This window comes from Gilvirhabdus luticola (assembly GCF_040117515.1).
GTDB lineage: Bacteria > Bacteroidota > Bacteroidia > Flavobacteriales > Flavobacteriaceae > Gilvirhabdus > Gilvirhabdus luticola.
On the sequence record NZ_JBEEEN010000008.1, the window covers coordinates 122,375 to 143,458 of the forward strand.

At 33.2% G+C, this 21,084-nt stretch carries 20 protein-coding genes; 5 read left to right on the top strand and 15 right to left on the bottom strand.

Annotated features, from left to right (window positions below; all coding sequences use genetic code 11):
- Positions 1-54: 54 nt before the first annotated feature.
- The 10 genes from AAFP94_RS12950 to AAFP94_RS12995 form a co-directional block, all read right to left on the bottom strand.
- Entirely contained in the window at positions 55-1,611 is a 1,557-nt protein-coding gene (locus AAFP94_RS12950) for a DEAD/DEAH box helicase (protein ID WP_316663163.1), read from the bottom strand.
- A 192-nt stretch (positions 1,612-1,803) separates the two neighbouring features.
- On the bottom strand, positions 1,804-2,760 hold the full coding sequence (locus tag AAFP94_RS12955) for an alpha/beta hydrolase (RefSeq protein WP_316663164.1): 957 nt from the start codon (positions 2,758-2,760) through the stop codon (positions 1,804-1,806).
- 56 nt (positions 2,761-2,816) lie between these two features.
- Positions 2,817-3,266 carry a hypothetical protein gene (locus AAFP94_RS12960; protein ID WP_316663165.1) on the bottom strand — a complete coding sequence of 150 codons (450 nt, stop codon included), beginning with the start codon at positions 3,264-3,266 and terminating at the stop codon, positions 2,817-2,819.
- Between the two features lie 161 nt (positions 3,267-3,427).
- A complete protein-coding gene (locus AAFP94_RS12965) occupies positions 3,428-4,336 on the bottom strand; it encodes a helix-turn-helix domain-containing protein (RefSeq protein WP_316663166.1) in 909 nt (302 codons plus the stop codon).
- A gap of 10 nt (positions 4,337-4,346) precedes the next feature.
- Positions 4,347-4,766, bottom strand: coding sequence for a nuclear transport factor 2 family protein (locus AAFP94_RS12970; RefSeq protein WP_316663167.1), 420 nt, complete (start codon positions 4,764-4,766; stop codon positions 4,347-4,349).
- A gap of 33 nt (positions 4,767-4,799) precedes the next feature.
- Positions 4,800-5,072 (bottom strand): hypothetical protein, encoded by a 273-nt coding sequence (locus AAFP94_RS12975; RefSeq protein WP_316663168.1) that lies wholly within the window; start codon positions 5,070-5,072, stop codon positions 4,800-4,802.
- 62 nt (positions 5,073-5,134) lie between these two features.
- Positions 5,135-5,680: a carboxymuconolactone decarboxylase family protein gene (locus AAFP94_RS12980; protein WP_316663169.1), complete on the bottom strand. Its 546-nt coding sequence runs from the start codon at positions 5,678-5,680 to the stop codon at positions 5,135-5,137.
- A 232-nt stretch (positions 5,681-5,912) separates the two neighbouring features.
- On the bottom strand, positions 5,913-6,818 hold the full coding sequence (locus tag AAFP94_RS12985; protein ID WP_316663171.1) for an SAM-dependent methyltransferase: 906 nt from the start codon (positions 6,816-6,818) through the stop codon (positions 5,913-5,915).
- Positions 6,819-6,925: 107 nt separating this feature from the next.
- Positions 6,926-7,117 carry a cold-shock protein gene (locus AAFP94_RS12990; protein ID WP_316663172.1) on the bottom strand — a complete coding sequence of 64 codons (192 nt, stop codon included), beginning with the start codon at positions 7,115-7,117 and terminating at the stop codon, positions 6,926-6,928.
- An 88-nt stretch (positions 7,118-7,205) separates the two neighbouring features.
- Positions 7,206-8,303: a fatty acid desaturase family protein gene (locus tag AAFP94_RS12995; RefSeq protein WP_316663173.1), complete on the bottom strand. Its 1,098-nt coding sequence runs from the start codon at positions 8,301-8,303 to the stop codon at positions 7,206-7,208.
- Between the two features lie 420 nt (positions 8,304-8,723).
- Here AAFP94_RS12995 and AAFP94_RS13000 point away from each other — a divergent pair, with 420 nt between their 5' ends.
- From AAFP94_RS13000 to AAFP94_RS13020, 5 genes are all read left to right on the top strand, one after another.
- On the top strand, positions 8,724-9,644 hold the full coding sequence (locus tag AAFP94_RS13000) for a M23 family metallopeptidase (protein ID WP_316663174.1): 921 nt from the start codon (positions 8,724-8,726) through the stop codon (positions 9,642-9,644).
- A gap of 122 nt (positions 9,645-9,766) precedes the next feature.
- Complete coding sequence (locus AAFP94_RS13005) at positions 9,767-10,921, top strand: helix-turn-helix domain-containing protein (RefSeq protein WP_316663175.1); 1,155 nt, start codon at positions 9,767-9,769, stop codon at positions 10,919-10,921.
- Positions 10,922-10,987: 66 nt separating this feature from the next.
- Positions 10,988-12,100 (top strand): helix-turn-helix domain-containing protein, encoded by a 1,113-nt coding sequence (locus tag AAFP94_RS13010; RefSeq protein WP_316663176.1) that lies wholly within the window; start codon positions 10,988-10,990, stop codon positions 12,098-12,100.
- A 127-nt stretch (positions 12,101-12,227) separates the two neighbouring features.
- Entirely contained in the window at positions 12,228-14,645 is a 2,418-nt protein-coding gene (locus AAFP94_RS13015) for an outer membrane beta-barrel family protein (protein ID WP_316663177.1), read from the top strand.
- A gap of 113 nt (positions 14,646-14,758) precedes the next feature.
- The gene (locus AAFP94_RS13020; protein WP_316663178.1) at positions 14,759-15,493 is read left to right on the top strand and encodes a head GIN domain-containing protein; all 735 of its coding nucleotides are present in this window, start codon (positions 14,759-14,761) and stop codon (positions 15,491-15,493) included.
- A 53-nt stretch (positions 15,494-15,546) separates the two neighbouring features.
- Here the strand turns inward: AAFP94_RS13020 and AAFP94_RS13025 are convergent, their stop codons facing one another.
- The 5 genes from AAFP94_RS13025 to AAFP94_RS13045 form a co-directional block, all read right to left on the bottom strand.
- Entirely contained in the window at positions 15,547-16,002 is a 456-nt protein-coding gene (locus AAFP94_RS13025; RefSeq protein WP_316663179.1) for a DUF6265 family protein, read from the bottom strand.
- Positions 16,003-16,021: 19 nt separating this feature from the next.
- Complete coding sequence (locus AAFP94_RS13030) at positions 16,022-16,783, bottom strand: SOS response-associated peptidase (protein WP_316663180.1); 762 nt, start codon at positions 16,781-16,783, stop codon at positions 16,022-16,024.
- Positions 16,784-16,865: 82 nt separating this feature from the next.
- Positions 16,866-17,921 (bottom strand): NAD(P)-dependent alcohol dehydrogenase, encoded by a 1,056-nt coding sequence (locus AAFP94_RS13035; protein WP_316663181.1) that lies wholly within the window; start codon positions 17,919-17,921, stop codon positions 16,866-16,868.
- A gap of 115 nt (positions 17,922-18,036) precedes the next feature.
- The gene (locus AAFP94_RS13040; protein WP_316663182.1) at positions 18,037-20,046 is read right to left on the bottom strand and encodes a M13 family metallopeptidase; all 2,010 of its coding nucleotides are present in this window, start codon (positions 20,044-20,046) and stop codon (positions 18,037-18,039) included.
- A gap of 620 nt (positions 20,047-20,666) precedes the next feature.
- A complete protein-coding gene (locus tag AAFP94_RS13045) occupies positions 20,667-21,083 on the bottom strand; it encodes a hypothetical protein (protein ID WP_316663183.1) in 417 nt (138 codons plus the stop codon).
- Between the last annotated feature and the right edge of the window lies 1 nt (position 21,084).

A 21,084-nucleotide genomic window follows, 5' to 3' on the forward strand; every position in this document is an offset into this window, starting at 1 on the left:
ATATCACTGTAATTCAGGTATTTGTATTAGAAATTCCTTTAATTAAAATTTGTTTTATTCAGCAGGTTTACCGTGTATTTCTTCAAAAAGCACATCAAAGTTTTTACGTAGATATGTGCGCAATTTTTTTCTGTAGTCTTCTTTCAACCACTCAATAAAATTAAAGGTACTCTTACAAATACACTTACTATATCTATTTATCCTATGGTCTATGTCATCGCCTAGTTTTTTTGCTAATTCTAATGCATCATAAACATCTTCGCTGTTTTCTATGCACAACATGGCATGATGCTCTATAGAGCGCGATAAAACAACTTTAGAAGATTCGCCATTTCTTATGGATTCAGTATATACCTCATTAATATCTAAATAAACTTCTTCGGAATTAGAGAACTCTGCTCGTAATTCGTCAGGCATCTCATATTTAAAATTACTTTCGATATCCTCATCATTGAGTAAAGTATCCAAATAGAAATTAGGTGATCTAAAGATGCGCTGCCAATCTAATTCTGAACCCCAAGGCCCAAATCTATGAAGGTTATTTCCCAAATCTATGACTGTAAAAGTATCTTTATCTTTAAGAATTCGTGAGCCTCTACCAATCATCTGATAATATAATGTGAGCGATTTTGTAGCTCTGTTCAAAATGATAGATTCTACCGTTGGTTCGTCAAAACCAGTGGTGAGAATACTTACAGACGTTAAAATGGCATCAGGTGTATCTTTAAACCATTTTAAGATCTTTTTTCTTTCTTTTTTAGAGTTTGTATTGTCTAAATGGGCAATTGGATATCCAGCCGCTCTAAACGTTTCATAGACATATTGCGAAGTATGAATACCGTTGTTAAATATTAGCGTTTTCTTGCCTTTTGATTGCTCTTCGTAGGCATGCAATAGCTTACTTAACATATCAAAATTGTTGTATAAGTCTTCTGAAGATTTTACGGTATAATCTCCGTTTGCACCAACTACTAAAGAAGTTAAACCAACATTGTATGAATAGATTTCTGCTCTTGCCAAAAATTTATTCTTAATTAAAGACTCTATACTTTCACCAACAATAAGCTCGTTGTAATTGTCTTTCATTGGTAACTTTATGTTAGAGCTTAAAGGCGTAGCCGTAACACCCAAAATGAAGGACTTTTCAAAAAACTTAAAGAGTTTGGTAAAGGAGTTGTAATGAGCTTCGTCTATAATTACCAAGCCGATATTAGAAATATCTAGCTTATCTTCATTTAATCTGTTGTTCAAGGTTTCGACCATTGCTACAAAACAACTATATTGATCCTGATCTTCAAGATTAGCTTTGCTATCTACTACTTTATTAACCACATTAAACTCTGTAAGCATTCTAGAGGTTTGCTTGCATAGCTCAATACGATGGGTCATAACAAGTACTTTGGTATCGTGGTGCTTTAAAAACTGACGTACGATCTCTGAAAAAATAACGGTTTTACCTCCACCAGTTGGAAGTTGATACAATAAATGATAATCTTCTGGAGCATCTTCAAAGCATTTAAATATCTTCTCGATGGCACCGTGTTGGTAATTATAAAGGCTTTTACCAACTTTTCTGTCCTCAAGTTCTAATGTTGTAATAGATCTACTCATATATCAAGTTGCAAAAGTACAACCTAAATTGAGTGTTCAAAGAAATAATGATCAATATTTATTAACTATGTGTTGTTAGCTTTTTTATTGCGTATCATTTTATCAATAGGTTTTTTAAAAATTCTACTAAAGAAATATTCATCATTATCGCCTTGCTTATATGTGTTTTCTTTTGAAGTATCCCAACTGTTTTTAATTTTTCCCGTATAAAAATTCTAAAGCTTTTGGAAATCTTTTTGCAAAATCTTCAAAGCTGTGCTTACCTTCATTGTCCAAAAGATAGTTTACTTTAGTTTTAGATGCGTTGTTTTGAATTATGTTTTTTAAATTTTCTGCATCTTCAACAGCCATTTTTTTAATTTGAAATGTATCACCTTCTTCTGTACCAATACCAATATATACTCTTTGTGGCCATTTATTTTTGCCTCTAGAGATTTTTAATATTTCCTGATTATGAACATATAATGATGGACTTTCGAGAAGAAGTCGACTGCATTGTTTTGGGTTTTTTAACGCCGTATACAAAGCTATGAGTGCTCCTCTTGATGAACCTCCAAATCCCGTATGCTTATACCCTTTTTTAGTTCGAAAATTTGAATTTACTAATGGAATAACTTCATTGATCAGAAAATCTGGATACAACTTTCCTTTTGGGTTATTAATTTTTGCGTTTTCGTTTGTTTCAAAAAAGTCTTCCCAAGGTAAATATTCATTTGCTCGATCTCGCAAGGGGTTTGTTGACTCCACTGTTGAGGCTCCATTATCAATTCCAACCACAATAATTGGTTCTATCTTCTTTGACTTAATTAGCTCATGCACTATGGTTTGAATATCATATGCGTGAAACACTAAAACTCCATCGTTTAAATATAGTACGGGATACTTATTATTGTTTTTATAATAATCTGGTGGTAATAAAACCCGAATTCTTCTTGTATTATTGAATACATTACTTTTTAGTTGAATGGTATCAATAATAAATAGATTTTCTTTGGATTGCTTTTGAGATACTTCTTGTAACGAATTGGATTGAATTGAAGTTGCTTTACAACTCATTAAGAAAAATGAGACAAGTACTATTTGAAACAGAGGTATATTAACCTGCAATTGATATAAACGCATTAAGTCTTTTTGGTAAAGACGATGCATTTTGGTGTGTGTTGCATATTTTAACTACTATAGTTGTATTAAAATGCATTTGGTGTTTAGGATTGGTTACTAGCACTTTCTTCTACCTTGCTCCAAGTATCCCAAACTTGTTTCACAAGCGATTTTAATTCTATTGAATCCTTACTTTTCTCTAACTGTAAAAATATGTCATGCAATTCTCCTCTTAAGGACGGATACTTACTAGATATTTCCGCAACTTTTTTCCAAGCATTAATATGATCTTGGAATGCAGAAATAAAATTTTCGGGACAGTTTGTATAATCTAAAGATTCTAACTCACTAGTATAGTTGTTTAGTGCATCCTTTAATGGTATTTTTTCGGAAGCATGGTTCCTAACATTTCCTAAAAAACTGTCTTTTGCAAATATTCTTTCAATACATTCTGTACGTTTCATTTCCAATGAAGAATCAGAATTATTCTTTTTTACAACGGATTCTTTACAGCCTAGAATTGAGAAAAATACTATGAGTAATAACAATTTCATGTAACGATAATTTGAGTGATTGTTTAACAAGTTACCAACTACTGAAAAACAACAGGTACATACCCCATAAAATTAAATAAAATCTTAAATTTTCATTAGCTTTTGGTTGTAAAATTGTATCCAAAACGAAAACTACGTGAAGTGTGGCTTTATAGGACATATTATTCTTTAGTTTGGTATGAACTGGTAACGGCTGAAGCTCTATCAAAACCAACTGTGTCTCTATACACTTGTGGTGATACCTCGGCATTCTTTTTAAAGAATCTGCTAAAATAATATTCATCATTATATCCTAATTCATATGCAATCTCTTTTACGGTTTTGTTGGTGAGATACAGCTCGCGTTTAGCTTCAATGATAATACGTTCGGAGATGAGATCTGTTAAAGTTTTGTTGAAATGTATCTTGGTGAGCTTGGTAAGTGCCTTTGGGCTTATGGCCAACATATCTGCATAGTCACTTGCCGTGTGTTTGGATTTATAGTGCAGCTCGATATAGTTTTTTAGGTTTTGTAAAATAAAGGGTTTTTCGGGCTGGTCTATGGTCTCCTCTATCTGGGTTTGCTGTTCTGTTTTAAGCCGTGATGCCGTGATGAGGAAAATTTTAAGATAAGAGATCAATAACTCATATTGTGCAAGAGCTGGGTTTTGCATTTCAGCCTTGATCTGTTCAACAATCATATTAAAATTGGCTTGGACTTTTGCATCTACATCAACAAAAGGTGGACTATATATGTTGTTGAACAATACGCCATGACAAGCCACTTCTTTATGATGTTTATGGATACAAAAGAAATCTGGATGAAAGTTAATGACCAGACCACTAATACACTTCTCGGCTTCAACCATAAAGGGTTGGTGAGGCGAAAATGACAACAATGTGTTGGCTTCAAAGCTGTACTCATTAAAATCGGCTTTTACATTACCACTACCATTGGTTACCCAAATGAGCGAGTAATGGCTCAATTTTAAAAGTTCGTTAAATGGGTTGTCTACATCAAAATATGAGAGCTTAAAAGACAGTGTGCCTGTTTGCGGATTGATAAGTGTAAAATCATTGTGTTGCAACATAGGTTCTAAATTATGTTAATTTTCGTTCATTTTCATTAATTTTTAAATCGTTGATGCTGGCATAACGCTTTTGCATCAGACCATTTGCGTCAAATTCCCAAAGCTCATTACCATAGGCTCTGTACCATTTGTCGTATTCATCTTGAAATTCATACTCAAATCTAACAGCCATTCGGTTATCTTTAAATCCCCAGAGTTCTTTTTTTAGTTTATAGTGGCGTTCTTTCTTCCATTTTTGTGTTAAGAATTGTACGATCTCCTCTCGCCCATTAATGAATTGTGTTCTGTTACGCCATTCGGAATCTATGGTATAGGCTTTAGATACCTTTTCAGGGTTCTTACTGTTCCAGGCATCTTCGGCCAGTTGTACTTTTTGTAAGGCAGTTTCTGATGTAAATGGTGGTAGCGGATGTTTTATTTCTGACGACATTTTTAGTGTATTAATAATTGAACATGTAATGATCTAATGGTTGTAGCTTTCAAAACATACATTACACAATAGTGTTTTGTCTTTTGGTTTTAAGTGTATTGCCTTTAAATTTTGTTCTACATATGATGTGATCCAGCCTTTTTGTTGTTCTAAATCTTTGATGTTTTTAGATTTTAAAGCTTTATAAAAATTTCCACCATATTCTTGTCTTCCCCAACAATTCGGGCAAAAGCCTTCCGGAGAATTTGTATGCTCATGATTGGGGCTTTTCTTTAAGAACTTGAGTATGCTCTTTGTTAGATTCATTTTTTATATCGATCTATAGTTAAAAAAAGGAAGCATGTCATAAACATACTCCCTTTGCTATTTTAAATGGTTTCAGCTATTGGAAAATCAACTGGCACTTTAGTTAAATTGTGCAGGTAGTTCATTGCTGTTTTATCACTGATCTGAAGGATCAGATCCACAAGGTTTTCGTTAGTGTAGCCTTGAGCAAAAAACTCCTCTATGTTCTCGTCACTGGCATTACCTCTGTTTTGTGTAAGGTCTGCCGCAAGTACAACCAGAGCGTTCAGTTTTGGATTTTCGCTTCTACCCTTACGGATACCTAATAATTGTTCATCGTTAAAGCCATTCATTTTACCTAAAACCACATGTGCACTTTGGCAATAGATACAGCCGTTTACCTGACTAACAATAAGGTTTACGGCTTCTTTTTCTTTGTTAGACAAAGAGGTTTTAGCATTCTGAAATTCTAAATAACGTGCTAAACCATGGTCAGAATAGGCTATGGTGGCATAAAGATTAGGTACAAAACCTAACGCTTTGTTCAGGTTATCAAAAATCTCTTGGTTTGTTGAAGATACATCTTCTTTTGTAGGAACTTTAAATCCTGTTACGTGTACATTTTCCATTTTTGTATTGTTTTAAATATAGTGTGTCATTATTGACGATACAAAGATGGTAAGCATGTATGTTTTAAAAAATGGACAATTGTCGTTAATGGATGGACAATTTTCTTTAGGGGTTTATTGGAAAGGTGTTATCACATACATGCCTATTAATAAGCGTAATATGAAACTCTTGTACAGGCACAGACCGGCAATTAATTGAAAGATGCTGTTTTGGTGTTGCAGTGACAGTTAATTATAGCTTTTCGAAAACCAAGCGATAATGCTCCATAACTTCTTTTTCGAAACAGATCTTATTTGGGCTTATTCTAAAAACAGCCACTTGATGTCTGAATTCTCTATCAGTTAGTAATTTTGGGAGTAATGATAGGTATAGCGCGTACTTTTTAAAACTAAATGCTCTGAATTTTTTTCGCCATTGTCTAATGGTCTCTATGTAGTCTTTACGACCGCTGCTTTGCGATATTAATTTAAAATACGGTTTGGCATTGCGTATAACCATTTCTGGCCCATAAGGAAGCCAGGAACCAGGGAACTCTTTAATCATAAGTGCCATAACATGTGCTGCAGAACCTTTTTCTGCATTGACATCAATGGTTTCAAAATCGACCATGTTTTTAGCAAAGGTCATGGTTTGCATGTAAAATCTACCACCAGTAGGCAGTAAATAATTAAGTGTTTGAAAAAAATTTGCATAGATGCTTTCCTGTTTACCTGATTGCCATTGAGTAATGGAACAGAAATGTTCTAAACCACCAATGCAGGATATGGCGTCAAAAGTACCATAGTCATCTGGAGTTACCGTGCGACAATCTTTTACCAATACATTCATATCGTTATTTTGGCAGGCTTCTGCTTGCCCTTCTGATAAGGTAAGACCAATGCAGGCAGCACCTCTTTCTTGTGTAACATATTTGATGAATGGTCCCCAACCACAAGCCATATCTAATACCTTACTACCCTTTTTAATATTTAGGCTATCTGCAATGAATTGATGTTTTTGTTTTTGTGCCTCTTCTAGTGACATTGTAAAATTACCATCATATTTGGCACCACTATAATCGGCCGATTCTCCCATACTTAAACGGAATATTTTGTCAATAGTGGTATATGTGAAATCCAAGTCCTTTTTTTCAGCCATTAGAATAGTTTAACGGATTGAAGACATATGAAACATATGTTTGTTAGAAATTAAGAAGAAACCACCATTATTAGATGGCTTCTTTTTTAATGTTTAATAGCTATAAATTAGATTAAACTTACGGTAATTGCATTTAATCCTTTATCTCCTTTTTCAACCTCAAATTTTACTTGGTCGTTTTCTTTGATTTCATCAATAAGATTTGACGTATGAACAAATATTTCTTCTTCTGTGTCTTTTACGGTTATAAAGCCAAAACCTCTGGCATTATTGAAAAATTTTACTGTACCTTCTTTCATAATTGTTACTTTATTAGTATTTATTAATTTATTTATTAATGTCTTGAATATCATCTGTATTTAAATTTTATTATTGAATAATCATAGTTTATGCCATGACTGTACTCTCCTTCTTACCCAACCAACGCAACATCTTTACATGATCTGCAATGGCTCGTGCCATACTTTTCTTAACGTGATATGGCATACCAAACTCTCGTGCTGTTTCTTCCACGATTTTGGTTAAACTTTTATAATGTACATGGCATACATCTGGTAAGACGTGATGTTCTACTTGATAATTTAACCCACCAATAAACCAAAACAAGAATTTACTTTTGGGTGCAAAATTGCTAGTAGTTGCAAATTGATGGCCGTACCAATCTTTTTGCATCATACCATCTTGGTTAGGTAAGGGAAACTGATTGGCTGGCATAATGTGTGCAATCTGAAACACGATACTTACCAAAAGTCCTGTTACAATATGCATACATATAAAGGCCAATAGTATCAACCACCAAGGCTGTGGTACCATAAGCATAGGTAATGCCAAAGCATAGGAGTAATAAAAGAGTTTCCATGCAGTCATGCTTGCCAATGCTTTTGGGTATTCGTACTTATTATTTAAAAAGCCCATATTCTTGTAACGTTTTAGCCGTACAAAGTCTTTTGCAGTTACCCAGGCTATGGTAGAGATTCCATAGAAAAACCAGATATATATATGCTGAAACTGATGCAGCCAATTGTATTTGGTATGTGGTGAAAATCTTAAAAAGAAAGGCATGTTAAGATCGTCGTCAGCCTCATTAATATTGGTATAGGTATGATGCAATACATTGTGTTGAATTCTCCAAACGGTGGCATTGGCCCCAATAAGATTGAACGTATAACTCAAGGCTTTATTAATGTTTTTGCTTTTTGAATATGAACCATGTATGGCATCATGCATCACGCCCATGCCTATGCCTGCCATGCCTAAACCCGTAATTAAATACAGAGTAAACAATAACCATACAGATGTGACTATGCCTGTAGCCATAAGAATTAATGGTACGAAGAACAAGGCGATCATTACGCCAGTTTTTATAACCATGTTAGCATTGGCGTTTCTGCTCTTGTTGTGGGTTTTAAAATACGTATTTACTCTGCTTCTTAAAGTCTTTGAGAATTGGGTATTTATGGCTCTTGAAAATGTTGGGTTAACCATATGCATTTCTTTTTTATTGTTGTAGTGCTATTCCTTGTGAATGCGAAGCGATAAGCCTTAAGGACTACCAAAATCTGGCACTTTAATTTTATTAAAAAATTGAAGAAAGCAAAGGATTAAATATATTGGGGTACAAAATAGATAAAGAAAAGCCGATCAACTAGCTAATGCTGTAAAGATAGGTTAAAATAACGACGCAGTTGCATCATTTATGTTAAAGTGTTATTATTCATGCCAATAGCATATATAATGGTCTTCATTCTTTCTAATATGTAATATTGAAAGTGACACTATTAGATTATTTGTAGTTTTTAACATTTCTCTCTTTTTTAGTATCAAAATCTTATATTTTCTAACAATAGATTAACATATATTTTCGTTTAAACTTTTTATATTCGTCATTCAAAAAAACAACCAACCTTGTTTAATAGCACAAAACTCTTAATTGCATTGGCTTCGTTGTTGGCATTTTGTACAGTAAATGCCCAAAACTATCAACCCGATCTGGTACTCAACGCGTCCCATTTTAAAGCTCTGGATTCATTGGATGAACTACAAATGGAGAAAACCTTACAGGTAGTTCCTCTAGTCAATATTAAAGCCGAGTATTGGGACAACACAAAATACAACCCTTACCAAGATGTGGAACTTATCTTCCCGCTACGAATACGATTTGACGATAGTAGCTACACATCTCCTATTGGCATTGACAAAGTAGTGACCTCGCGCTTTGGTTGGAGACGAGGCAGAGGGCACAAAGGTATAGACATTGATCTGGTAACCGGTGATAGTATCTATACCATGTTTGATGGCATTGTGCGTTTTGCACGGTACAATACAGGTCACGGGAAAACGGTTGTGGTAAGACATTACAATGGTCTGGAAACAACCTACGCACATTTATCAAAGTATGCGGTTAAAGAAAATGATACCGTAAAAGCTGGAGATTTTTTAGGGCATGGTGGTGCCACAGGCAATGCCAGAGGCAGCCATTTGCATCTAGTTATTAATTATAAAGGCATTTCTATAAATCCAGAATATTTATTTGATTTTGATGACGATAATACCATTAGAGCCCAGGAACTTTGGGTGACCAAAAAATGGACACGACCAGCATACCATAATTCTAGACGCCAAAGTAAAATTGTGCCTCTGCTTTCTGAAGAGGAAGCTATTGCTAGTCTCGAAAAACAACGAGAGGTCTATATTGTAAAGCCTGGTGATACTTTATCTAGAATTTCGTTACGGAATAATGTAACGATTAGGTCTATTTGTACCACAAATGCCATACGTAAAAATTCAGTATTGCGTGTTGGGCAAAAGTTGATTATCGAGAAATAGAAAGATCTTACATATACTACGTAGTTAATAATATTTTTAGCTGAGCATAACCCTTATGCTTTTAATACTTTTATCTTATATCTTTGTAAAACTATGATTACAATTGCAGAGTATCTATAACCATGGAAGATTTTACGTTTCAGAACTTAATTAATCTTTTTTTGGTATTGATATCATGGCTTCTAGTTATATTTTTGTTAACTGCTAAAACAAAGAACAAAACCAGTAATATATTACTAGCCTCATTCTTATTGGTCAATGCTCAAGACTCTAGCGGTATTTTGGCCTCTTATTTTGTATATCCAACACATCCAGGATTGGGGATGCTTATTAACAATACTGTTTTTTTTAAATTGCCTTTGCTTTATTTGTATCTGCTTTCTGTAATCTACTCCAATTTCAAGCTAAAAGCTAAACACCTATTTCATATATTAGGTTTTGTAATTAATTTTATAATACTATGGCCTGATTTTTTTGCAGTTGATTTTGAAAGCAAATGGACATTTTTAGAAGCCAATGCTGCTGGACATGAACTACTTGCCATAAAACTGTCTTATATCACTCTACATATCCAACTGTTCATATATTTAGTGATATGTTTTATCGAAATTAAAAAATATAAGCAACTGCTTCTAGAGAACTATGCTGATACAAAACTACTACACCATCAATGGTTATTTCAACTTGTTACTTTACTCACCATTAGTATCTTGCTTGCAACCATTAAAAATGCATTAAGGTTTATGCATCTAGATGTCATATTCTTTTATATTAATTGGTTGGTACAACTTCTGGCATTGGGCATTATTTGCTGGATGGTACTTAAAGCCTTGCATAGCCCTGAACTTTTCAGAGGTATAAATTCCAAATTGCAATTGGTAAAGCATATGATTAAAAGTGAGCAGCATGTCACCAAATCTAATAATGAGGACTCTGAAGAGATCAGGTCTCTTAAAACTTATATGGAAATGGAAGAACCTTATTTGAATCCCAATCTTACCATATACAAATTGTCTGACCAGTTGCAAGTGCCTATAAAGCAATTATCGTTACTTATAAACCACGATATGAACCAACATTTCTTCGATTTTGTTAATAGTTACCGTATTAAGAAGGCTATGACCTTATTGCAAGATCCTGATAAGAAAGATATTACAGTGCTAGAAATTTTATATGATGTAGGCTTTAATTCAAAGTCGTCATTCAATACGGCCTTTAGGAAATATACCAATCTCACACCTACACAATTTAGAAAAAGAGCTTTAAATGATTTATAGATAGTGAACTTGAATATTGATAACATATATAATCTTATTACCATTTGTTTGGCTTTATTGTTTTCAATGTATCTGTTTTTTAACAAGACTAAAGAGCGTTCAGGTAATATTTTTTTAGGCTTCTTTATTTTAGATTTTGCTATTGAAAGTTTTGATGTACTTTTGAGTAAAACCTCCTTTTATACAGAGCACCCGAACTATTATTTAATAATACCTGCATTATCTTTTTTAATCTATCCTAGTTGGTTCTTCTATATTAAGACTACTGCTTTTAAAGATTATAAATTAAGAAAAGTTGATTTGTTACATTTAATTCCTTTTATAGCCATTGTAATTATCTTTCTTTTCAGTTATCACTTACAACACGATGATGTTAAATTAGAGATAAGAACGAATCCTAATCACACGCCATGGTTTATCGGCTTTACTTACTACCTATTAAGAATTCAAGGGATAGTTTATGGCATCTGGTCAATTAGGATAGTATATAGATTTAAAAAGATAGTCAATGAAAACTATTCAAATATTAGCGATAAGAACTATAAATGGATATTGCAGCTAACCATTGTGTTTGTTTATTTTATATTAGCTACTTTAGTCTATAACATTTTCAGGTTTGGTTTTAAGGAGTTGTATGAAGAACAGAACATCCATCATCATATATCATCCATTATTACTCTTATTTTTCTATCGTGGATTATTTATAAAGGAATGTCCCAGCCATATTTATTTAATGGTGTAGATTCAAACATTAAGCTATTAGAAGAATATCTGAAAGAGAATAAGGAAAAAGAGAAAAAATCTATAAGTAAAGAAAGAACTAATCGAGATTCAGCTTTAAAAGAAAGACTAGAAGAATATGTAATTACAAATAAAATATATACCAACTCTTCCATAACAATTTTTGAACTGGCCAATGGGCTTGGAATGAGTAGTTATGAATTATCTCTTTTTTTAAACAAAACCTTAAACAAGAAATTCTTTGACTATATCAATGAGTATAGAATAAAGAATGCTATGCAAATTTTACAAGATCCTGACCAAAAACAACTTACTGTTCTTGAAATATTGTACGCTGTAGGCTTTAATTCTAAATCTTCTTTTAATACTGCCTTTAAAAAATACACCGGTAAAACACCAACCGAATACCGTAAAGAGTATTTAAAATCAGTTGATTAGAAAAAAGTCGAACGTTTACACTAAAAAAGTCGAACCCATTTATTTTTAAAAATGCGTTCGACTTTTTTTAGTCGGTCGATTTTCAATGATTTCTACAGGACATTTGTCTCATAAAATCATTGAAACCATGAAAACACTATTTAAACTGTTCGTATTAGTAAGTATATCTTTAACATCTCTAAAAGCATTTACTTCAGAAGCCAAATGGACCATCTCTGGAACAGTTGAAGAACAACAGACCAAAAAAACGGTAGCTTATGCCACAGTGGCATTATACTCTAAAAAGGATGCTACTTTAATTACTGGGGTCATAACCAACGACGAAGGTATATTTCTACTGGATAAAGTAAGTGAAGGTGATTATTACTTAACAGTAAGTTTTATGGGTTATAAAGATTATACCGTTGAGACCATTGTATTGAAGGCAAATGAGAGACACATTGATCTTGGAACTATTCTCCTTGAGCATAATCTAGAAGCGCTAGATGAAGTGGTAGTAACTTCTAAAACCAAAGCTATAAAGCATGCAGTTGATAAGCAAGTACTATCAGTAAGCTCAAACTTACTTGCAACTGGCGGAACAGCTGTTGATGCCTTAAGGCTTTCCCCATCCATTCAGATTGATTCAGATAACAATGTAAAATTAAGAGGCAGTACCAACTTCATTATTCTTATCAACGGTAAGCCAACCACATTAAGTGCTCAAGATGTTTTAAAGCAAACATCTGCAAACACTATTAAGAACATAGAAGTTATTACCAATCCATCGGTTAAATACAATGCCGAAGGCGGCGCAGGTATTATCAATATTATACTCAAGAAAGGAGTTGTATCAGGATTCAATGGTATCGTAAATGCATCTGTTGGGACCAAGGATAAATACGCTGGCGATGTGAATATAAACCTGAATAAAGAGAAAGTAAGTTATTCTTTCGGCACAGAATGGAGAGATTACTCCAAAACAGCTAATAACAATTATTACCGGACACTTTATAATGAAGATAATACCCACTTTGCCACCATGCTTCAGGATAGAAAGTTTACCGAGTCTAACCTAGGGTTCAGATTTGGGCTAGACTACAACCCAAACGAAAAGACCAACCTATCGTATTCTTTTCACACTGGATATAACAAAATAGACGGTCAGGTCCTTACAAATAACTCTGGATACACTGTACCAGAAAGTAGTGAGGAACATAAATACAACCCGTTTTACACAACTATTAAGCCTACATTCTTTACCAATAACCTTGGTCTGACTAGAACTTTAAATGAAAGTAATGACATATTGTCTTTTAACTTATACTATTCTTATATAGATTATGATTTTAACAACAGTCAGGCTTCATATCTTACAGATGAAAATCAGATTATCATCGACCCCGAACCATACAGATTAGACATTTCCAATAGGAATAACAGTAATGACGTACGTTTTGATGCTGATTATACCAATGTAGTTTCGGAGCAAAGTAATTTGGAAACTGGTGTCTCCTATCATCAATACAACCGCTTTTTAAACTTTACCTATTCAGAATATGATTATGACCAAAATGATTGGGTGAACCATCCTGATTATACAGGAAAGTATAAATTTAATGAAGGTGTATATGCTGCTTATCTAAACTTAAACAGTTCTTTTTGGGGTTTAAGCACATCGTTTGGTTTGAGAATGGAATATACCGACAGAGTTTTAAGAAGTAAAAATACCGATGATGAATACAAATATCATAAAGCCAATTTCTTTCCTGGAGTATTCTTAAGTAAAAACCTAAACGACAACGCCAATGTAAAATTTGCATTGACTAACCGTATTAATCGTCCAGATGAATATTATATGAATCCTTATCCAGAGTTTCAGGATGATTATTTCTATTCTGAAGGAAACCCCTATTTGATTCCAGAGATTATTCGCAATTATGAATTTGGTTACAGCTATAGCAAAAACCAAACATCTTTTGCAGCAAACCTGTATTATCGGACTACAAAGAACAAAATTGAACAAAAGTTAACTGTTGAAGACGACGATAAAATACATACTATCTTTCATAATGACAGTGGTGACAAGTCTATCGGAACAGAACTTATGTATAACTTCAACTTCAATGATTGGTGGAGTGTTAATGCTAATACAAGTCTGTTTTATTATGATATATGGGCTAATATTGATGGTACTAAATCTAGCAATAATGATTTTTCATGGACCTCTCAAGTAGTTAACTCTGTAAACTTAAACAACACCTCATCGCTCCAGGTTATAAGCTATTATGCCAGCAAAACAGCACGCTCGCAAGGAGAATTGAGTAATTACTTCTTTATGGACATTGCATTGAAAAAACAATTTCTTGATGGCAAGCTTTCTGTAAATCTGCAATTAAAGGACGTATTGCAATCATTGAACTATGAACTCTATACCAATACAGCCAATATGAATCTTGTTGGTGACTTTAATAATGAGTCTCCCATCTTACTACTCAATGTAAGTTATAAGTTGAGCAATTACAAAAAGAAAACAAAAGATGTTGAAACTGAATTTGATATGTAATTCTTAAAACAGAGTAACATACACGAAAATAGATCGTCATTAATTGAAAAATCTTTTTCAGTTCTATTATTAAAAATAGCAAACAAATTAAATTAATTATAAAACAAACAATCATGAAAACTATTAAATTTAAAACCTTTGTAATACTCTTAATGAGCATCATTATAGCTTCCTGTACAACAGACGAAGACTGTATTACAGGCAACGGGACCATAATCACGGAAACCATTCCATTAGCAATTTTTTCTGGGATAAGAAGCTCTGGAACAGATCATGTTATTATTTCACAATCCAATACCCAAGAAGTCACTGTAACTGGTCACAGAAACATAATTAACAAACTAAAGCGCAGTGTAAGTAATGGTGTTTGGAAAGCCGAACTTGAAGATGGCTGCTATAGAAACAGCCAATTGGAAATACATGTAAAAGTACCAGAGATGAATTATGTCAGGTTGGTTGGTTCTGGTAGTATTTTGGTTAAAGATTTTGTAAGCCAAGACTATATGGAAGTCATCCTTGAAGGTTCTGGATCCATTGATCTTAATGCCAATCAAGGTGCAAAATGGCTTGATGTACTCATTGAAGGCAGTGGTACTATCACGGGATTTAAAAACTTTGAAGATTTAGAAAATCTTGATATAGAAATTTATGGTTCGGGAAATTTTGATGCTTTCCCAGTAGTATCCAACTCCTGTGAGATATATGTAGAAGGCAGCGGAAACTGTAATGTTTCTGTCGAAGATTATTTAGATGTAATAATTGAAGGGTCATCTGTTATTAGTTACAAGGGTTATCCTAGTATTTCAAGTCGTATTGATGGTTCAGGATCTGTACAAGACACCAATTAATATCTAACCAATAATAAAAAAAGCCTGAATAAGTTCAGGCTTTTTTTTATGAGTTACTGTTTTATAAAATAAAAAGAAAAACCTTTATCATTTTCTCCCAAAACATTAACTTTTATCTTTCCACCTTCCAGAAGCTGATATTGTATCTTTTTTGGGAAGTCGTGGTTTTGATTTTCAAAAGACCATAGGTTGTCAAGAGATGCGCTTAAAGTAAAAGGAATGCTCTGACCTTCGTTCTGGTCTGGTACAGTAGCAATGAATGTAATGTTGTTATCATTAACTTTAAGTTCAAGCGTTTCTGATATCCTGGTAACGCCATCTCTTATCTTGTAACCTTTACCGATAAATTCTGTTTCACTTACCTTTTCCCAGTATTCAAAATTTTGTTTTCCTTCTACCTGCCAAGTACCAATAAGAAACTCTAATTGGGATAAATCTTGTTGAGCTAGGCAAAGGTTAAATGATAGTGCAAAAAAAAGAAGGTTTAAAATTAATTTTATAGTTTTCATTATTTATATATTTTAAATTTTAAAACACTAATTCTTTATAAACAACCTCATCTGATATATTTTCTAAATTTCCTGGATATTCTTTTCCTCTTAATTTTGCAACGCTATGATATGTTAGCTCATCTACTGGATACGGTTTTATAAGCTCTTGAATTAATTTTTTGTCTATATCATCATTAATTGGATTTAACCAAACATCAGCAAGTTCTTCAAACAGAATAAGTGGCATCCTTGGGCCTTTAAGCTTCGGATTATTATGAATTTTTGCCATCATTGAATTACCTTCAGTGGTAACAATAGAAAAAGAATTGACAATGCCTCCAAATTCAGTTTCCCAATCATTCCACAAACCAGCTAAAATCATTGGTTTGCCATCTTTTCTATAAATATAGAATGGATAAGTACTACCATTATAATGGTGATGCTCATAAAACCCATCTATGTAGATTAAACATCTATGATGTTTTGCAGATTCTTTAAATGATGGTTTTTCAAATATGGTTTCGCCTCTAGCATTTAGAGTATTATTCCATATTTTTTTCATGCCTTCTTCATCTCTAACCCAATGAGGAATTAGTCCCCATGTTGCAATTGTAGGAAAATAAGGAGAATCATCTGTATAAATCAGCAAATCTGGATGACTAAAACCTGAAGAATGAAATAGTGGCAAATCTGTAAATGGTATAAGTTTCTCTTTAATCTCTTCTACTGCCTGAATATCTCCTCTTGCTTCTGCCCTTTTTAATTGAGATTCATATGTGGCTTTTATATCGTAACACATATTAAATTATTACCAAATCTTAATCCATTCTTCTTGTATATAATTCTGATCTTTTTGTTTGCTTATAAGACTTCATTGAAAATTAATTTTTAAGTGATTTCATATCGATGACAAATCGGTATTTTACATCACTTTTTAGCATACGCTCATAAGCTTCGTTGATATTCTGTATATCAATAACTTCAATATCAGATGTAATGTTATGCTTACCACAGAAATCCAATAATTCCTGGGTTTCTGCTATACCTCCTATTAAAGAACCTGCAACAGCTTTACGTCCGAGTATCATTGGTACAGTGACGAGCATTGGATCTAAAGGTCCCAAATATCCTACAACTACCAAAGTACCATTTGTGCTTAAAGTGTTTATGTAAGGATTTAAATCGTGTGCATAAGGAACAGTATCTATAATAACATCAAAATGCCCCGTCACACTTTCTAATTGGGCTTCATCTGTAGTGATAATAACCTGATCTGCACCTAGAGCTTTTGCATCTTCAATTTTACTTGTAGATCGTGAGAACAAAGTAACATTAGCACCTAAAGCATGAGCCAATTTGATGGCCATGTGCCCTAGACCACCAAGACCAACTACTGCCACTTTACTATTTTTGTCTACATTCCAATATCTTAAAGGTGACCAAACAGTAATACCTGCACATAAAATAGGCGCAAGACCTGGCAGTTCTAGATTTTCCGGAACACTTAAAACAAATGCTTCATCTACTACAATAGTTTCAGAATAACCACCATGAGTGGGTTCGTTTAAATGCTTATCAAAACCACCATAGGTGCCAACCCATCCTGGGCAATATTGTTCTAAATCATTCTTGCAATTTTTACAAGTTCTACAGGAATCTACTAAACAACCCACTGCAACAATATCGCCAATATTGTGTTTGGTAACATTTACTCCTATTTGAGTAACTTTTCCAACGATTTCATGACCAGGAACAATCGGGTATACTGTCATTCCCCAGTCGTTACGAGCAAAATGCAAATCTGAATGGCAAACACCACAATATAAAATGTCTATTTCTATATCGTCTTTGGTAATTGCTCTTCTGTTGATATTTAATTGTTTTAAATCGGCTTCTGGAGCATCAGTTCCATAAGCTTTTACACTTTTTAATGCCATGTTTTTTTAGTATTTATGTTTAACAAATGGTTATACCAAAATCAAGTATGTCTATCTGTAAAAATGAGGAAATTAAAGTTACTAAATTTTTAGTTAGCTTTTTACTACCATTGCGTTACCAAATCTTAATCCGTTTTTCTTCTGATTTATAATTCTTGTCTCCAGGTTGAACATCAAACGCCTCATAGAACGGTGTAAAGTTCATTAACGGACCATTAACGCGCCATTCTGCAGGAGAATGTGGATCTGTAGCTACATAGTTGCGTTGAAACTCATCACGTACTTTAACACGCCAAATACGAGCAATGGATAAAAAGAAACGCTGATCTGGTGTAAAACCTCCAATCTTGGTAGTATCTTGACCTTGTTCTGTCATTTTAAACGCATCATAAGCAATGGCAATACCTCCATTGTCTGCTGTGTTTTCACCAACTGTCATGGCACCTTTTAAGTGTACACTATCTAAAACTGTAAATTGATCATATTGATCAATGATCTGTTGTGTTCTAGCTTTAAACTTTTCATAATCTTCTTCTGTCCACCAGTTATTTACATTGCCATTACCGTCGTATTGCGCACCTTGATCATCAAAAGCGTGGGTTAACTCATGACCAATGACCATACCGATACCACCATAATTAACAGCGTCGTCTGCATAAAAATCAAAATATGGCGATTGTAATATTCCAGCAGGAAAAACAATCTCGTTCGCTGATGGATTATAATATGCAGTTACCGTTGATGGTGTAGTAAACCATTCTTCTTTATTTGGTGGTTTGTTTAATTGGTTAAGTTGATAATTAAACTCATTTTTGTTTAAAGCTACTACATTTTCAAAAAATTGGTCTCTTAGAATTGTGACATTGTATTCTTTCCAAACATCTGGATAACCTATTTTTTTGGTAATGGTGTACAATTTTTCTTTAGCTTTTAGTTTTGTGCTATCGCTCATCCAATCCAGTTTATCAATTCTGTTTTCAAAGGCTTTTTGAAGGTTATCTACAAGCTCTAAAGCTCTCTTTTTAGCATCTTCGTTAAAATAACGTTTAACATATAATTGACCCAACGCAAAACCCAATTGGCCATCTACCCTTCGCGCCATGCGTTGTTTACGAGATTTTTGAACAGACTGGCCTGATAATACTTTAGAATACTGAAATGCTGTATCCTGAAAAGGTTGACTTAAAATATTGGCATAGTTACTAATAGTATGTGCCTTTAAATAGTCTTTCCAGTCTTCTAAAGAAACAGATTTGAGCATAGCATCCAATTTTTCATAATATGCTGGTTGTCTGACATTGATAGAATCTGCCTCTGCACCTAAATTTAATAATAAGTTTCCCCAACCTATATTTGGTTGATTATCATTGAGTTCAGATATTGCCATTTTATGATAGTTTTCTTTTACAACTCTCCGTTCAGTTCTAGTCTTATGAGATGTAGCCAGTTCTTTTTCGATGTTATAAACTGTATTGGCCAAGTTGGAGCTGTTCTCTTGATTGACAAGATCAAATAATTTACTTAAATAGTTTATATATGCATCTTGAATAGCCAAAGAAATTGAATCGGTTCTGAAATAATAATCGCGATCTGGCAGGCCAATTCCGGTCTGGACTGCATGCGCAATATTAATACTGCTATTTTGGTCGTCTGCATCTACATACACGGCAATAATTGAACCACCGTTTTCCTTGAGTTGTTCGGTTACAAAAGTCATTATTCCAGAAACATCCTTAATGGTTTCAATATTTTTTAAAATAGGTTCTATAGGTTTAAATCCACGTCTATTAATGCTTACTGTATCCATTCCAGATGCATAGAAGTCTCCTATTTTCTGTTCAATACTTCCTACAGGATGTTCTTGACGAGACACTTCTTCTAAAATACTTTGCAATAACTTTTGTTGAGGAATATTTAAGTATCTGTAAGAGCCTACTCCTACCTGATCATCATCTATGACCGCAGTATCATACCAAGTTTTATTAACATGGCTGAAGAAGTTGTCGCCTGGCTTTATAGAGTTATCTATGCCATCAAAAATTACTTGTTTGTTATCGATAGGATTTTCTTTTTTGCAAGAAAAAAGGATTAAAATAAAGAGCGGGAAATAAAAAATGTTTTTCATAAATTAAAAGTCGTTTTAACAAAGATATATAATTTTTATGTCTGCTTTTGTCCTAACTAGTACATAAAAAATGCAACCAAAATGAACCTTTTGAATTATATTATAAAAACACTTCTTATAAACAACCTTTTAAACTTCTCAATAAAAAAGACTTTAGGATTCATGGAAACATACAGTTTACTATTGAACCACGTTGTACTTCAGAGTTTATAACTTTTAGTATTATATCAAAAGATGGTAACCTAGACGTTATTATAGATGGTTGTTAACTTTTAATTGTAAGGGTCTATTGTAACAATAGACCATCTTCACGGTAGGTGATTTCAGTTACTTTAAAAGACCTTAAATGCATAACCTATTTGGTTTCTTAAATTGGTTTATTGCACCCATAAAAAACAAAAATAATTAACAGAAAAATTATAAAATTTTTAGTTGGGTTTTTCATAAAAAGTAATATTCAGCACTAAAAATTGAGATAAATTAGCGTATTCTTTTATGTTTAAAAAGATAAGATCAAATATTGAAAAGATTGAGAAAGAAGCATCCAGAAACTAGAAAATGACACAAAGTAAACCTTGTATCATTTTCTTAACAAACCTTTTGTTCAATATTTGAAGACGCTATTTCTTTAATTTAATTATCGCATCACTGACCAAATCTCCAAAGACTTTTTTATGCTTTTCAAATTGCTCTTGATTTAAAATTTGTTTTACCTTGTTATTGGATTTAACTTCCAATTTCAGTAATTTTTCTTCCATTTCTTCAGCGGAAAGATCTTTGTCTTTGTCATTTACTCGTTTCATATCGAAGACAAAATCGGTAATAATTCGATTATACTTTTCTCTGTTCTTTTCAGACAGACCCATTTTGTTTGCTTGGTTATAAAATGACATTTGAATACTGTCTTTCTCATTCGGCGTATAAATTTCAACTTTGTTTTTTTCTCTTTCCAGTTGTTTTTGAGTCAAGTCTTGACTGGCAATTGGATTACTGATAAATAATGTAAATGCGACTATTAATAAAAATGATGTTTTCATT

Bases quoted from the DNA above. Each gene is read 5' to 3' on its own strand.
- AAFP94_RS12960 (WP_316663165.1), bottom strand. From the start codon at position 3,266: ATGAAATTGTTATTACTCATAGTATTTTTCTCAATTCTAGGCTGTAAA.
- AAFP94_RS12965 (WP_316663166.1), bottom strand. From the start codon at position 4,336: ATGTTGCAACACAATGATTTTACACTTATCAATCCGCAAACAGGCACA.
- AAFP94_RS13025 (WP_316663179.1), bottom strand. From the start codon at position 16,002: ATGAAAACTATAAAATTAATTTTAAACCTTCTTTTTTTTGCACTATCA.
- AAFP94_RS13010 (WP_316663176.1), top strand. From the start codon at position 10,988: ATGTATCTGTTTTTTAACAAGACTAAAGAGCGTTCAGGTAATATTTTT.
- AAFP94_RS12990 (WP_316663172.1), bottom strand. From the start codon at position 7,117: ATGAAAGAAGGTACAGTAAAATTTTTCAATAATGCCAGAGGTTTTGGC.
- AAFP94_RS12995 (WP_316663173.1), bottom strand. From the start codon at position 8,303: ATGGTTAACCCAACATTTTCAAGAGCCATAAATACCCAATTCTCAAAG.
- AAFP94_RS13020 (WP_316663178.1), top strand. From the start codon at position 14,759: ATGAAAACTATTAAATTTAAAACCTTTGTAATACTCTTAATGAGCATC.
- AAFP94_RS13040 (WP_316663182.1), bottom strand. From the start codon at position 20,046: ATGAAAAACATTTTTTATTTCCCGCTCTTTATTTTAATCCTTTTTTCT.
- AAFP94_RS13035 (WP_316663181.1), bottom strand. From the start codon at position 17,921: ATGGCATTAAAAAGTGTAAAAGCTTATGGAACTGATGCTCCAGAAGCC.
- AAFP94_RS12980 (WP_316663169.1), bottom strand. From the start codon at position 5,680: ATGGAAAATGTACACGTAACAGGATTTAAAGTTCCTACAAAAGAAGAT.
- AAFP94_RS13045 (WP_316663183.1), bottom strand. From the start codon at position 21,083: ATGAAAACATCATTTTTATTAATAGTCGCATTTACATTATTTATCAGT.
- AAFP94_RS12950 (WP_316663163.1), bottom strand. From the start codon at position 1,611: ATGAGTAGATCTATTACAACATTAGAACTTGAGGACAGAAAAGTTGGT.
- AAFP94_RS13015 (WP_316663177.1), top strand. From the start codon at position 12,228: ATGAAAACACTATTTAAACTGTTCGTATTAGTAAGTATATCTTTAACA.
- AAFP94_RS13005 (WP_316663175.1), top strand. From the start codon at position 9,767: ATGGAAGATTTTACGTTTCAGAACTTAATTAATCTTTTTTTGGTATTG.
- AAFP94_RS12985 (WP_316663171.1), bottom strand. From the start codon at position 6,818: ATGGCTGAAAAAAAGGACTTGGATTTCACATATACCACTATTGACAAA.
- AAFP94_RS13030 (WP_316663180.1), bottom strand. From the start codon at position 16,783: ATGTGTTACGATATAAAAGCCACATATGAATCTCAATTAAAAAGGGCA.
- AAFP94_RS12955 (WP_316663164.1), bottom strand. From the start codon at position 2,760: ATGCATCGTCTTTACCAAAAAGACTTAATGCGTTTATATCAATTGCAG.
- AAFP94_RS12970 (WP_316663167.1), bottom strand. From the start codon at position 4,766: ATGTCGTCAGAAATAAAACATCCGCTACCACCATTTACATCAGAAACT.
- AAFP94_RS12975 (WP_316663168.1), bottom strand. From the start codon at position 5,072: ATGAATCTAACAAAGAGCATACTCAAGTTCTTAAAGAAAAGCCCCAAT.